This window comes from Enterococcus pallens ATCC BAA-351 (assembly GCF_000407485.1).
Taxonomy (GTDB): Bacteria; Bacillota; Bacilli; order Lactobacillales; family Enterococcaceae; genus Enterococcus_A; species Enterococcus_A pallens.
Genome location: NZ_ASWD01000002.1, coordinates 74712 through 87544, shown reverse-complemented (window position 1 = coordinate 87544; position 12833 = coordinate 74712). Strand labels below are relative to the sequence as shown.

11 protein-coding genes and 1 tRNA gene are annotated in these 12833 nt (G+C 39.1%); 8 read left to right on the top strand and 4 right to left on the bottom strand.

Features of this window, described 5'->3' with window-relative positions; genetic code table 11:
- Positions 1 to 287: 287 nt before the first annotated feature.
- Together I588_RS07090 and I588_RS07085 are read left to right on the top strand one after the other, a co-directional pair.
- Positions 288 to 1274 carry an ornithine cyclodeaminase family protein gene (locus I588_RS07090; protein ID WP_010755733.1) on the top strand — a complete coding sequence of 329 codons (987 nt, stop codon included), beginning with the start codon at positions 288 to 290 and terminating at the stop codon, positions 1272 to 1274.
- A 21-nt stretch (positions 1275 to 1295) separates the two neighbouring features.
- Complete coding sequence (locus I588_RS07085) at positions 1296 to 2876, top strand: L-serine ammonia-lyase, iron-sulfur-dependent, subunit alpha (protein WP_010755734.1); 1581 nt, start codon at positions 1296 to 1298, stop codon at positions 2874 to 2876.
- A 557-nt stretch (positions 2877 to 3433) separates the two neighbouring features.
- On the opposite strand, the gene I588_RS07080 is transcribed toward I588_RS07085, so the two are convergent.
- On the bottom strand, positions 3434 to 4039 hold the full coding sequence (locus I588_RS07080; RefSeq protein ID WP_010755735.1) for a TetR/AcrR family transcriptional regulator: 606 nt from the start codon (positions 4037 to 4039) through the stop codon (positions 3434 to 3436).
- Between the two features lie 102 nt (positions 4040 to 4141).
- On the opposite strand from I588_RS07080, the gene I588_RS07075 reads away from it, so the two are divergent.
- Positions 4142 to 4747, top strand: a complete 606-nt coding sequence (locus tag I588_RS07075) for an ECF transporter S component (protein ID WP_010755736.1) — start codon at positions 4142 to 4144, stop codon at positions 4745 to 4747.
- 143 nt (positions 4748 to 4890) lie between these two features.
- Here the strand turns inward: I588_RS07075 and I588_RS07070 are convergent, their stop codons facing one another.
- The 3 genes from I588_RS07070 to I588_RS07060 all read right to left on the bottom strand — a co-directional run bounded on the left by I588_RS07070 (position 4891) and on the right by I588_RS07060 (position 7610).
- Positions 4891 to 5970, bottom strand: coding sequence for an LPXTG cell wall anchor domain-containing protein (locus I588_RS07070; RefSeq protein WP_010755737.1), 1080 nt, complete (start codon positions 5968 to 5970; stop codon positions 4891 to 4893).
- Between the two features lie 250 nt (positions 5971 to 6220).
- Positions 6221 to 7078 carry a DegV family protein gene (locus I588_RS07065; protein ID WP_010755738.1) on the bottom strand — a complete coding sequence of 286 codons (858 nt, stop codon included), beginning with the start codon at positions 7076 to 7078 and terminating at the stop codon, positions 6221 to 6223.
- Positions 7071 to 7610, bottom strand: coding sequence for a DUF1836 domain-containing protein (locus I588_RS07060; RefSeq protein WP_010755739.1), 540 nt, complete (start codon positions 7608 to 7610; stop codon positions 7071 to 7073). Before I588_RS07060 ends, I588_RS07065 begins: the two co-directional genes overlap by 8 nt.
- Positions 7611 to 7775: 165 nt before the next feature.
- On the opposite strand from I588_RS07060, the gene I588_RS07055 reads away from it, so the two are divergent.
- The 5 genes from I588_RS07055 to I588_RS07035 all read left to right on the top strand — a co-directional run bounded on the left by I588_RS07055 (position 7776) and on the right by I588_RS07035 (position 12832).
- A tRNA-Lys gene (locus I588_RS07055) sits at positions 7776 to 7848 on the top strand.
- 279 nt (positions 7849 to 8127) lie between these two features.
- A complete protein-coding gene (gene yycF / locus I588_RS07050) occupies positions 8128 to 8832 on the top strand; it encodes a response regulator YycF (RefSeq protein WP_010755740.1) in 705 nt (234 codons plus the stop codon).
- An 8-nt stretch (positions 8833 to 8840) separates the two neighbouring features.
- Complete coding sequence (gene walK, locus I588_RS07045) at positions 8841 to 10664, top strand: cell wall metabolism sensor histidine kinase WalK (protein ID WP_010755741.1); 1824 nt, start codon at positions 8841 to 8843, stop codon at positions 10662 to 10664.
- Positions 10661 to 11983 carry a YycH family regulatory protein gene (locus I588_RS07040; protein ID WP_010755742.1) on the top strand — a complete coding sequence of 441 codons (1323 nt, stop codon included), beginning with the start codon at positions 10661 to 10663 and terminating at the stop codon, positions 11981 to 11983. The genes walK and I588_RS07040 overlap by 4 nt, the downstream gene beginning before the upstream one ends.
- Positions 11984 to 12832 (top strand): two-component system regulatory protein YycI, encoded by an 849-nt coding sequence (locus I588_RS07035; RefSeq protein WP_010755743.1) that lies wholly within the window; start codon positions 11984 to 11986, stop codon positions 12830 to 12832. It begins immediately after the preceding gene.
- The last annotated feature ends 1 nt before the right edge of the window (position 12833 follow it).

Genomic DNA, 12833 nt, shown 5'->3' with positions numbered 1-12833 from the left:
TTGCTTAAAGAGTCCCTGCTATAATAATAAGTTGTTGAAGCTATTGGCTTTATATGTCATGGTATTCACCTATCAATTGTCAGAATTTTTTGTTGATAAAAGCATATAAAAGATTTCGGGTAAAGTCAATAGATTTATGAAAAAAAGATTAAAGATAAATGATTAAAGGATTTTATTTGGAGGAGAAATATGCTGATTAATTCAATGAAACGTATTTACAACCTTTCGATAAAAGGCTTATAATTTCATTAATGAGAGTCGTTTACAACTAAAGGAGAGTGGATGAAATGTTGTTATTGTCAAAAAAAGATATTCAACAAGTTTTTACAATGAAGGATGCCATTGAAGCGGTCAAGGAGGCGTTCTCTTTATTTTCGGCTGGGAAAAGTGAAGTGCCTCTACGTACCCAAATCGTTAGTGAAGATCAATCAGGAACCTTCTTGTTTATGCCAGCATATGTGCCAACGATGAAGGCAGCAGGAATTAAGGTGGTCAATATTTTTCCTAACAACATTGATAAAGGCTTGCCTTCTGCACCAGCGCAGGTTTTACTCATTGATGGTGAAACAGGTTTTGTTACTTCGGTCCTAGATGGCACCTTTGTCACTCAATTACGAACAGGAGCTGCATCAGGAACTGCTTTTGATGTGTTGGCTAGAAAAGATGCCCAGAAGGGAGCTTTAATCGGCACTGGTGGACAAGCAGCCTGCCAATTAGAGGCGATGATTTGTGCTCGGGACTTAGAGGAAGTGAAAGTTTTTGACATGAATCCTGAGCGAACTGCGGATTTTGTTCAAGAAATGAATCAGCAGCTTGCCAGCTATGGTACACACATTGTGGCAGCCAAAAGCTCAGATGAGGCAATCGAGGGCGCAGATGTAATTATTACTGTTACCCCTTCCAAAAAACCGGTTTTTGATGGTAATAAAGTTAAGAAGGGTGCGACAGTCAGCTGTGTAGGGGCGTATCAGCATGACATGCAGGAGATGGACCCGGTGATTTTAACTCGAGCTGATAAAATCTATTTTGATTCAGAAGAAGCTGTTCTATCTGAGTCAGGGGATATTTTGATTCCTTTAGAAGAAGGAACCATTACAAAAGAAGATTTTACTGGTGATATTGGAGAAGTAATTTTGGGGAACTTAGTTGGCCGCGAGAATGACGAAGAAATTATTGTTTTTGAAACGGTCGGGATTGGTACGCAGGATTTGGTTACGGCTAAAGCGATCTACGATAAAGCAACCGAAAAGGGTGTCGGAACCGTCTGGGAATAAGCAATTGAAGGAGGAATTTGAATGGCAGAATATGCAAGTATTTTCAATGATGTGCTAGGCCCAGTGATGGTCGGTCCGTCTAGTTCTCATACAGCTGCTTCTGTTCGTATTGGTAAAGCGCTGCGCCAAATGGTCAAAGGCAAGATCAATTATTTCCAAGCTGATTTTGATCCCAAGGGTTCTTTAGCAGCTAGTTATATCACCCAATGTTCTGACGTTGGCTTAGTCGGCGGACTGTTAGGGATGGAGCCCACCCATGAAGATTTACTGCGCTCTATTGAGTTAGCCGAAGCTGATGGAATGACCATCAATTTCCGAATCGTTCCTTACAAAGCAGAGCATCCAAACACTTACCGAATGACTATTCGCAGTGATCAAGGAGAAGAGGTGAAGGCTACGGCCTTATCAGTTGGTGGTGGAATGATTGCCTTTACTGAAATACAAGGTGAGTCAGTGTCGATCTCTGGTGGTTTTTATGAAACTTTGATCTACGGGAATTCGCCTGCAGCTGCAATCTCGAATTTAGCGGCCTATACCGAGGAAAAGGTAACTGGCTTTTGCCAAATGGACCAACGGTTAGAAGGTGAGAAGATCTTTTTGAATATTAAGTCTCATCAGCCAGTTTCTGCAGAAGTGATTGCTGGCTTGGCCCAATTCTTCCAAGTGGATGAGGTAATTGCCTTTGATCCTGTTTTACCAATCATGTCGCAAAAAGAAAAGCAGGTTCCATTTAAAACCGCAGAAGAAATGCTGCAGATGGCTGAAAAGGATCAGCTAGAACTTTGGCAGTTAGCAACTAAGTACGAAAGTGTTCGCGGCAGCATTACTGAACAAGAAGTCTATGATAAGATGTCCGATATTGTTGCTATCATGCGTAAAGGAATCGAAACAGGCTTGAAGGGCACCGAATACGAGGATCGAATATTAGGATATCAATCCTATAAAATTGAAGAACACAAAGCACAGATGATTGGCGGGACGCTGACTGCGGATATTGTTGCGTTTATCACAGCGATGATGGAAGTCAAAAGCTCTATGAACGTATTCGTAGCTGCACCGACCGCTGGTTCCTGCGGTGCGCTGCCGGGAACAGTTTTTGCCGTTGCTAAAGAATACAATAAATCCAACGATGAGATCATCAAAGCCATGCTGGCTGCCGGGATCATCGGAGTTTTCATAGCTGAGTATGCGACCTTTGCCGCAGAAGTAGCCGGCTGTCAGGCCGAGTGTGGCGCCGGATCAGGCATGACTGCCGCAGCCTTGGTACAGCTGATGGGGGGTTCAGCACGAACTGCCGCTAATGCTGCTTCGATGGCTTTGCAAAATATTTTTGGCATGGTTTGTGACCCTGTTGATGTACGAGTAGAGGTGCCTTGTTTAGGTAAAAATATGATGTGCGGTATGAACGCTTTGGGGGCCGCCAACATGGCCATCGCCGGATTTGATGTAGTGATTCCGTTGGATGAAACGATCGACAGCTTTGATAAAGTAGGCCGCATGATTCCACCAGAATTGCGTTGTACGGGTCTAGCTGGATTAGCCCAGACAGAAACCGGACTGGAAATTTCACGACAGCTAGCCTGCCGAAAAGGCTGTTGCTAAAAACAAACGTCACGATTTTTTCGTGACGTTTGTTTTATGCGTTTTTAAAGCACCACTCGCACTAGCTGATAATCCAAATCAGCAGCATATTCTGTTTCAAAAGTAGCAATCAAGCATTCAGCTGCTCCCGAAGTGAAAACCAGCTATTTAGCCAACTTGCCATTAAACAGCTGACATAAAACTTCCCAAGCATGGAAAATTACATCCGAAGATTTTAAAGAATTCTCCAATTGGCTAAGGGTGGTGATTACAACCTCAATAACAACAGCTAGTTTTTTTGTGTAGTAACGGGATTGTCTAAATAAATCAACTTTCATTTCTCATTATGTGAAAATCCCTTTGTGGTAAAGTAAAGACTAAGCGGAAAGCAATGCTTCCTAGAAACTTCTAAGCAAGAATCCATTCAGACTCAGGTAAATGTATCAAAATACTTTTGCATCTTCCTCACCTTTTGGCAGCAGCAAAGTAAAGTAGCCGTAACGTAAGACATCACAGCTACTGAACACGATATGATTGACACAACTATTTTTCAAAGATAAGAACTTCTATCATAACCTTTAATTTAAATTTTTAGGCAACAAGGATTTCATCAAGGAAAATTGACTGTCAATTTGGGCTTCGGTGATATCTCCAATCAAAGCCAGCACACTTAATCCCTCAATCACAAACATAAAATTCTCGGCTAATGTATCTAGCGGCTGATCAGTTAAAACACCCTGTTGGACTCCTAGCTCCAGAATTTCGTAAATCGTCTGTTTAGTAGCTGCCATTTGAGCCTGTTGAAATTCCCTATCTTCTTCCGACTTATGGGTAAAGTAGTACTCATACATGGCTCGCAGAATACTATCGTTGATGGAATTTAACAAACGTTCTTTGTGGCTATTAAAATAGGTATCCAGCAATTCATCAAAGGGCTGATTCTCTTTAATTGCCGAGCGAATCGAATCAAATTTCCGACTGTTCCGGCGTTTAACTGTCTCAATAAAAATTGCATCTACTGAATCAAAATACAAATAAATTCCGCCGCGGCTGATTCCGCAAGCATCAATGATATCCTTCATCGTAACGTCAATTAAGCCCTTTTTAGCGAATACATTACGAGCACTTTCCAAAATGGCTTCTCTCTTTTGACGCTTCCGTTCTTCATTTGAATTATTTTTCATATGTCACCTCAGAAATAAATTAATGACACGAGTGTCATTTTTATGTATAATCATCCCAATGACATGTGTGTCATCAAAATGAGCAAATAGGAGTTGTAAAAAATGAATACAAAAAATAAAACATATCGCTTAACGATTCGAGCGATCTTGACGGCTTTGATCATTCTGCAAGCAATGGTTCCATTTTTAGGCTTTATTCCATTAGGTATTACTGACTTGACCATTATTCATATTACTGTGATTATCGCTGCTGTAGTCTTAGGAACCAAGGATGGTATGTTTATTGGAATGGTGTGGGGAATATTTACCGTGATTCGAGCATTTACTTCTCCAACCAATCCTTTAGACACCTTGGTATTCACTAATCCGATTGTTTCAGTCTTACCACGAATTTTAGTTGGATTAGTAGCCGGCCTGCTATTTACCTGGTTGTACAAAAAGTATCATAAACTGACGATGGCTACAGTGATTGCCGCCATTTTTGGTTCATTGACTAATACAGTTTTAGTCTTGTCGCTTATGGGATTATTATACACTAATGGTGTTGCTGATGCCTATGGGGTAAATCCATCTGCTTTGCTTAGGGTCCTTGGAACACTGATACTTACGAATGGAGTAACTGAAATGATCGGTGCTGGAATCATTACGCCTTTAATTGTTCGCGCACTGTTTGCAGCAACCCATTTAAGCCCAGACAATCGAAATTAAAAACACACTTAGCTATATATTAAATAGAGGAAACACGGATCAAAGTTAAATTGATCCGTGTTTTTAGGTTGAAAACCGTTTCTACTTAAGCAAAACCTGCAGCGGATATTTCACAAAAATCCGTTACAGGTCTGTATACTCTATTAGTGGCTAGTTCGCTTCTTTCTCCAAGCAATCAGTCCAGTTGCTGCAACTACCACCATTCCAACGATAGTTAAGTAAATGGTACGCTGTTCACCTGTTTTTGGATATTGCTTTTGTACCGCTGCTTGTTGCTCAACTTTTTGTTCAGCTTTTTTAGGTGCTTCAGTCGTTTGATTATTATTGGTTGCTACATTTGTTACTTTGTCATTTTTTCTAGGACCGTTGTCAATTGGGACATTGCCTATAGACGATGCTTGAATCCAGTTGACTACGCCACTGAATAAGCTGCCATGTCTAGCAATCAAATCTTTTTGAGCGGGTGTAAGATGGTTTAGAATATGCACCAATTCTTCTTTAGAATAATGACTTAATTCAGCAAATCCATTGCCTTTAGGATAAAGAACTTGAATGTAGTTATATAGTTGATCGACATTTTTAATCAAGTCCTCAGTAGTTTGGTACTGACTAGGATTGAAAGCTAAAGCTTTTTCAGCATTTGTCCAAGAAATGACATTATCCTTATAGACCATACGCAATACTCGAACATAACTGCCCATATCCATACCAATCACATCATAATTGTAACGTTCAAATAATTTGAAGGTATTCGCTAACTGATCATCTGTGTATCCAGTTAATTCTGTTTGATCAATTCCATAATTATCTTTTGTCAAAAGATCCCGGATGACGGCTGGAGTATATTCCTTTGTCTCTTCTTTTTTAACTGGAGCAGGTGTTTCAGAAACTTTTGTTTCTTCCTTAATTGGTTCGTCAGATTCTTTGGTTCCTGATGATTGAGTGGTAGAATTTTTCGTTTTAGCTGCCTCTTTTTGCTCAGGATCAGCAACGGAAGAATTGGTTGTTTTTGCCTTTTCATCTGCCACTTCTTCAACACTAGGAACAGTGCTTTTGGTTGTCGAATCAGAATCTATGATTTTTTCCGCTGCAGGAGCAGGAATACTTTCAACCGTCTGTTCTTGGCGAGACTCAGTTGTATTAGGGACGGACTCGGAAGTTTCAGCAAACGCTGCAATTGGGAAGGTTAATACCAGCAAACTAGTCAAAACAATTTTTTTCATCTCATTCACTCCTTGTAATCTTTCTGTAATATTATTGTAACATAAGAAATCTGATTGTAAAGTATAAAATTGTCCTTTTTCAAAAGTTTTTCCTGCTGAATAGTTTTTGAGTATTATTGAGGTAATACTAGGAGGAAGATGATGTGCTGAAACATTGGAAGGTTTTGGAAATAGAAACCAGAAAAGAATGTCGAAAAAAAGAGAACTACAAGGCTTTTAAATCCCTGTAATTCTCTTGAGTGATCTATTTTTAATCTAAAATCTGGACAGCAACACCTAAAGTATTTGGTCCGGTGTGTACGGACAAAGCCGGTGATATTGGCCCAAAATAAATATTTTCTACTTTTGGGAAAGTTTCTTTTAAGCGCTTTTTCATCTTAATGGCATTTTCCATTGCATCCGCATGAGCAACGGCTAAATTGAAGCGTTTGTGCTCATGGATCATGTCATTGATAATTTGGATTGTTTTATCAAAGCTTTTATTCAAGCCGCGAATTTTGGCTACGGTATAGTAAATACCATCTTCATTACATGAGATTATTGGTTTTAGCTTTAAAGCGCTACCTAGTAGTGAGGCAACTAAACCAATTCGTCCACCTCGTTGTAAGTATTCCAAAGTGTCTACATTGAAAAATACTTTGGTTTTTGTTAAGCATGCTTCGACACCAGCGATGACCTCTTCAAAAGATTTTCCTTGTTGAACTAAATCGGCGGCCAAAATGACTGAAAAACCAGCTGCTATGCCAATATTTTTAGTATCAATTCCATAGAAAGTCAGGTCATGATAATCTTCAGCTAAAACTCTTAACGCATTAAAGGTACCACTCAGGCCACTAGAGATCGTAATAAAGATAACATGAGTAAAGCCCTGAGCTTTGATTTCATCAAAAACTTTTGTAATCATTTCACCATCAGGCAATGAGGTTTTAGGTAGTTCCTCCTTAAGCAGAGGAAAAATATTGTCTGAACTAACTTCCACACGATCCAGTAGTTCTTTGTCTTTAAAAATGATTCGTAAAGGGACCATGAAAATAGGGGCGTTGTCCACAACTTCTTGTGGCGTATCTGTTCCTGAATCTACTAAAATAGCAATTTTTTCTTTAGTCATCTTTTTTCTCCAATTCAATGATTTTTTCCACTAGCAACTTGCTTGCAAAGGATGCAGTAGCATTTTCTACTGCCAAGTAACGATAATCCGACTGTTTAACAGTGGGGGAAGTTTTTCCTTCTAATAAAACTAAATCGGCTACATGCTGTAAAGAATCTTCTTGCTTTTGACAAAAAGTATTGTAGGCTATTTTAGGCTCCTCAATGGCCAACTGCATAACAATGAGTTCTTTAATATTCGGAATTGTCAACACTTGTTTAATTAGAGTGATGGCAATTAAATAGGCTAAATGGTTTTTGTTGTATCGTTTTTTTATAGGTGAAGGAATTAAATGATGCTTTACATAGTTGTTAACCATAGCACTTGAGAGCAAGTGATGTTTTTCAGGTTCAATGATTGGCGAAAGGTAACGATCAATCAGTGTGATTACTTGATCCATATAAAGCTCCAGTTCAGGGAGTTCTTCCCAACGCGGTAAATGGATGTCTTTCAGCGCAGCCGCCCATTGCTTCAGTTCTTCATTTTTTTTCATCTATTATAAGACCCCCTTCTAAATCTATTTTAACAAAATCAATAAGATTATACAATATAGTTATCGAAACCAGATGGAATTATCACATGAATATTTCATAATTTTTTGCTCCTTTTTTCTTGCAATTTTAAAACGCCAGTGCTAACATATTGGAGTAGCTTATTTGGGCCGTTAGCTCAGTTGGTAGAGCAGCTGACTCTTAATCAGCGGGTCGCGGGTTCGAGCCCCTCACGGCCCATTGGGTGCCAAACCCACGAGAATGGTATTCTGTCGGCGTCTTTTGACGTTTAGAAGATGGAATACGCATTCTCTTTTTTTTGTTAAGTATAGAAAATGTTTCGTTTTTATTGTTCGAGTGACTAGAAAATGGTGATTAAGTTTTCCAAGCACTTTTTCAATTTTTCATAAAAGATAGACAGGAAGAGGACAGAAAACCTCGAGAGGGTGAAACACTTTTCGAAATAAGGTATAATAGAGAAGCATATAATTTAGATGAAAAAGTTTGAGGTGACGCTTAGTGAAGAAAATTTTAGTTGTAGATGATGAAAAGCCGATTTCTGACATCGTTAAGTTTAACTTAACGAAAGAAGGATATGAGGTATTTACCGCTTATGATGGCGAAGAAGCAATTGAGAAGGTTGAAGAGGTTCAGCCGGATTTGATTTTGCTTGATTTAATGTTGCCAAAAAAAGATGGATTAGAAGTGGCTCGTGAGGTTCGTAAAACCCATGATATGCCTATTATTATGGTAACAGCAAAAGACTCTGAAATTGATAAAGTGTTGGGCTTGGAACTAGGTGCAGATGATTACGTAACCAAACCTTTTTCAAACCGCGAGCTAGTTGCACGAGTAAAAGCAAATCTGCGTCGTGGCGGTCAAACACCTAAAGAAGAAGATGATTCTACTCAAGGTGATCTAACTATTGGTGATTTAACGATCCATCCGGATGCATACATGGTAACAAAGCGTGGGGGAACAATTGAATTAACGCACCGCGAATTTGAACTGCTGCATTATTTAGCTAAACACATTGGTCAAGTAATGACTCGCGAGCATTTGCTGCAAACCGTTTGGGGCTATGATTACTTTGGTGATGTGCGTACAGTCGATGTAACTGTTCGCCGTTTAAGAGAAAAAATTGAAGACAATCCTAGTCATCCAACGTACTTAGTAACTAGAAGAGGTGTGGGCTATTACCTGCGCAACCCTGAACAGGAGTAATAAATTAAATGAAAAATAAAGTCCGTTTTTTTCAATCAGTAAATTTCAAGATTGCTTTTTCGTTTATCTTGATTCTATTGATTTCGATTGAAATTATCGGTGCGTACTTTATTCGTGGATTAGAAAAAGAAACAGTCAATAATTTTACCAAAGATATGAATCAGCGCGTTTCGTACCTGGCTAACGCATTAGGAACTACAATGTCTCAGGATGAAGGTACTGAAGGCCTACAACGGTTGTTAGAAAACAATAATGCATCGGATATTCAGGAGATGTGGGTTGTTGATGACAAAGGAATTGTAAAGGCGACTAACGATGTAGGACGTAAAGATTCTATTGTAGGTAAGAAAAACGAATACAGTGATATTGATGACTTTACTGTGAAGCAATATGTAGCACTAGATGATAATAATAAACGGGTATATATCAATGTTCAACCAATTCAGTCCCCGACAGGCGATTCCGCCGTGCTGGGGGCTCTTTATGTTAAAAGCAATATTGAACAGAAATATACCGAAATAAGTGAAACGGCCATTATCTTTTTCACCGCGTCTTTAATAGCCGGTGTTATTTCTATGGTGGTGGCTTTACTTGTTGCACGCTCCATTACTAAACCGATTGAAGAAATGCGGCAGCAGGCTATCAAAATTGCTCAGGGAGATTATTCTGATAAGGTTGAGGTTCATGGTCATGATGAGCTAAGCCAGCTGGCAGAAACCTTTAATAAGCTATCTGATCGAATCGAAGATGCTCAGGACACCATGGAAGCGGAACGAAACCGTTTGGATAGTGTGTTAACCCACATGACTGACGGAGTAATCGCTACAGATCGTCGCGGAAAGGTTATTACTATTAATGAAATGGCTCTATCTCTATTGGATGTAAAAAACGAAGAGGCCATTGGAGAGTCCATATTAACCCTGCTGGACTTAGAAGAAGAGTATACGCTGCGGAAATTACTAGAAGCACAGGAAGAGCTGCTGTTGGATCGTTCTAAATCTGATCAGGAAGAGGACCGCATGATTCTGAGAGCCGATTTTGCCATGATTCGTCGTGAGTCTGGGTTTATCAGCGGATTAGTAGTAGTTCTACACGATGTTACTGAACAAGAAAAAACTGCCGAGGAACGACGTCAGTTTGTTTCTAATGTCTCTCATGAATTGCGAACACCATTGACTAGCGTACGGAGTTATTTAGAAGCATTAGATGAAGGAGCTTGGGAAGACAAAGAAGTGGCCCCTGAATTTATTCAAGTGACTTTAGGTGAAACAGATCGCATGATTCGAATGATTAACGACCTGTTAAATCTTTCTCGAATGGACTCAGGAAATCAGCAGCTTGATTTAGAGTTTGTCAATTTCAATGAGCTGGTGGACTATGTGCTGGATCGTTTTGACATGATGGTTAATAATCAAGACAAAAAATATACGATTATTCGAGATTTTACTGAGCGTGATCTATGGGTAGAAGTTGATACGGATAAAATTATGCAGGTAATTGATAATATCATGAACAATGCTATCAAATATTCCCCAGATGGCGGGAAAATTACGGTTCATCTTCTGGAAACTCATAATAATGTTGTGTTAAGTATTTCTGACGAAGGCTTAGGAATTCCTAAGAAGGATTTGGAGAAAGTCTTTGAACGGTTCTACCGGGTGGATAAGGCTCGAGCACGAAAACAAGGTGGGACAGGCTTAGGACTAGCCATTTCTAAAGAAGTAATTAAAGCCCACAAAGGATCTATTTGGGTGGACAGTATTGAAGGAAAAGGCTCAACCTTCTCTTTCTCTTTACCTTATGAACCTTATGAGGAGGATTGGTGGGAATGAGAATCTCAGAAAAAATCTTGCGTGGACTTTTGATCTGTCTGATTTTACTAAGTTTGTTCTTTACCTACTCCATTTGGGTAAGTCCAGCTGGGCGTACGCCAACCGTAAATTCTAATAATCAGGTAGTAAATAATGAACAAAATTATACTAAAGCAACTGATGCTTTTCTTCCATTGAGAGGTATCTGGGATGTAGATGGCCAGCATTTTCAAACAAATAGTGAAAATTTATTGGCTACATTGCAAGCCCGCTTAACTGAAAGTACCTATGGGCAATTGGAAGTAGTAGCTAATACAGAAGAAGAATCGGCTGATTATTACCAGCTGACGAATGGGGTGGAACTGAATTATGAAGGGCCTTTTTCGTTAGCTGAATATGTCAAGGTGTTTGATATTCCGTTGAATTTAAGTGGAGTTGACGATGAGGAACATATCCTTTTTGGTAAAATTCAGTTGGACTTTGAACATGAGAAAATTCGTTTTTTGAATTATCAGAAGCATATAGTGTATGAAGCTTCGATTGTTACTGACTTTGAACCAATTAAAGCAATTTACAACGAAAATCAGGATCGCTTTTTAGCTATGACGACCGAGAATCAAATGGTACCTCGGTTAATGCAAACGCAAGAAAATGTTCGATTGAAAAAGTACAGCTATATTTTAACTACGCAATCCTACTCACTGTTTCGTAATGCCTTTTTCCAAGATCCGGAACAAGCTAAAGGAGAAGAGGAAGAGAATAAATCTCGTACTTTTGTTAGCGGGCATGAAGAATTAACCATGAATGAGGACAACAAATTGGTTAGTTTTTCTGGCGAACTTCCTAGCGAGCTTCAGGACCAAAGTTTGTATACTCAAACCTTCAGCTATGTGAGTCGGTTAGGTACAGCAGTTGGAAACCTTAGGTATTTTGATCGCCAAGATAATCAGGTGAACTACCGAATTTTTGTAGAGGGATATCCTATTTTTAGTCAATTAGACAGCCCTTCTCCAAAGGGGAAAATGACAGTAGCAGTCGATCCTAAAAATCCGTCAAGTCAGGTGAAAATTGAAACCAGTATGGAAACTGTCCAGGTGCCAATTCCAGCTGAAGAGACAGTTGAACTTCCTAGTTCAACCACGATAGAGGAGTCATTATTATATGCTGGTCGAGACATCAATTTGGTTCAAAGCTATATTATTGGTTATACATGGCGAGATGTAGCTGATGTGAGTCGAGTAGTCGCTCTTGATCCAGAATGGTATATAAAATACGACGGGCATTGGTATACCTTTAACTATTTAATGGACCCCAACTTCGTAGAAACGGAGGCGAACTAAATGGATTTTCGCAAAATTGAGTGGATCTTCTTTATCGCCTTCTTAGGAATCAATATGTTTTTGTTTAGTATCTACTGGAGCAGTCGCCACGAGCAAAGCTTAGTAACCAATTCCAACCAACGAGAAGATATCTCCCAACGCCTGCAAAATGATGATATTCATTATAAAGGCACAATATCTGATCAGCACTTTGAAGGCTATTATTTAAGCGCTGAACAAGATGAGTTATATAGTCGGTTAGACCAAGAACAAAATGCAGCTATTCGGAATTCTTCCTATGTGTCTGATAAAATTTTAACCAGCAAGTCTTTAGAAACGAGAGAGTTCAATTTAAAAGAAGTGAAGAAAAGCTTTAATGAGCTGATGCGTGATCCTGAATTCATTATGTCGGGTGATCAATATATGTACGTTCCAAGCATTTCTAAAAAAGATGACGAGGGCTCTAAAATTGTAGGTGCTCAAACCTATGAAGGAATTCCTTTTATTGATGAAACTTCTCGAGTGACCTTAAATGTTGAAACTACGAGTGATGATACGACACAGGTGACTGACTACACACAAACTTTGTTAAGAGAGATTGAACCTTTACGAGAAAAAATGAGCCTTTATTCGGAAAAAGAGATCCTGAACACCTTGTACATCAACAATAACATTCCACCAGGTTCCACGATTCAGGAAATCTATTTAGGTTATTTTCGGACATTAGAGGTTCAAGAAAAGAATGTATATGTGCCTGTTTGGTTTGTTCGGATTGAAAATGCGGATAAAGTGATTCAGATAGAAAAGGTCAATGCTATTAGCAATCAGGTTATTTCTAATAATTCGGTATCAAAGGTGGAAAATCCATAAA

Excerpts from the sequence above, each read along its gene's own strand:
- I588_RS07090 (WP_010755733.1), top strand. The coding sequence starts at position 288 with ATGTTGTTATTGTCAAAAAAAGATATTCAACAAGTTTTTACAATGAAG.
- I588_RS07085 (WP_010755734.1), top strand. The coding sequence starts at position 1,296 with ATGGCAGAATATGCAAGTATTTTCAATGATGTGCTAGGCCCAGTGATG.
- I588_RS07080 (WP_010755735.1), bottom strand. The coding sequence starts at position 4,039 with ATGAAAAATAATTCAAATGAAGAACGGAAGCGTCAAAAGAGAGAAGCC.
- I588_RS07075 (WP_010755736.1), top strand. The coding sequence starts at position 4,142 with ATGAATACAAAAAATAAAACATATCGCTTAACGATTCGAGCGATCTTG.
- I588_RS07070 (WP_010755737.1), bottom strand. The coding sequence starts at position 5,970 with ATGAAAAAAATTGTTTTGACTAGTTTGCTGGTATTAACCTTCCCAATT.
- I588_RS07065 (WP_010755738.1), bottom strand. The coding sequence starts at position 7,078 with ATGACTAAAGAAAAAATTGCTATTTTAGTAGATTCAGGAACAGATACG.
- I588_RS07060 (WP_010755739.1), bottom strand. The coding sequence starts at position 7,610 with ATGAAAAAAAATGAAGAACTGAAGCAATGGGCGGCTGCGCTGAAAGAC.
- walK (WP_010755741.1), top strand. The coding sequence starts at position 8,841 with ATGAAAAATAAAGTCCGTTTTTTTCAATCAGTAAATTTCAAGATTGCT.
- I588_RS07040 (WP_010755742.1), top strand. The coding sequence starts at position 10,661 with ATGAGAATCTCAGAAAAAATCTTGCGTGGACTTTTGATCTGTCTGATT.
- I588_RS07035 (WP_010755743.1), top strand. The coding sequence starts at position 11,984 with ATGGATTTTCGCAAAATTGAGTGGATCTTCTTTATCGCCTTCTTAGGA.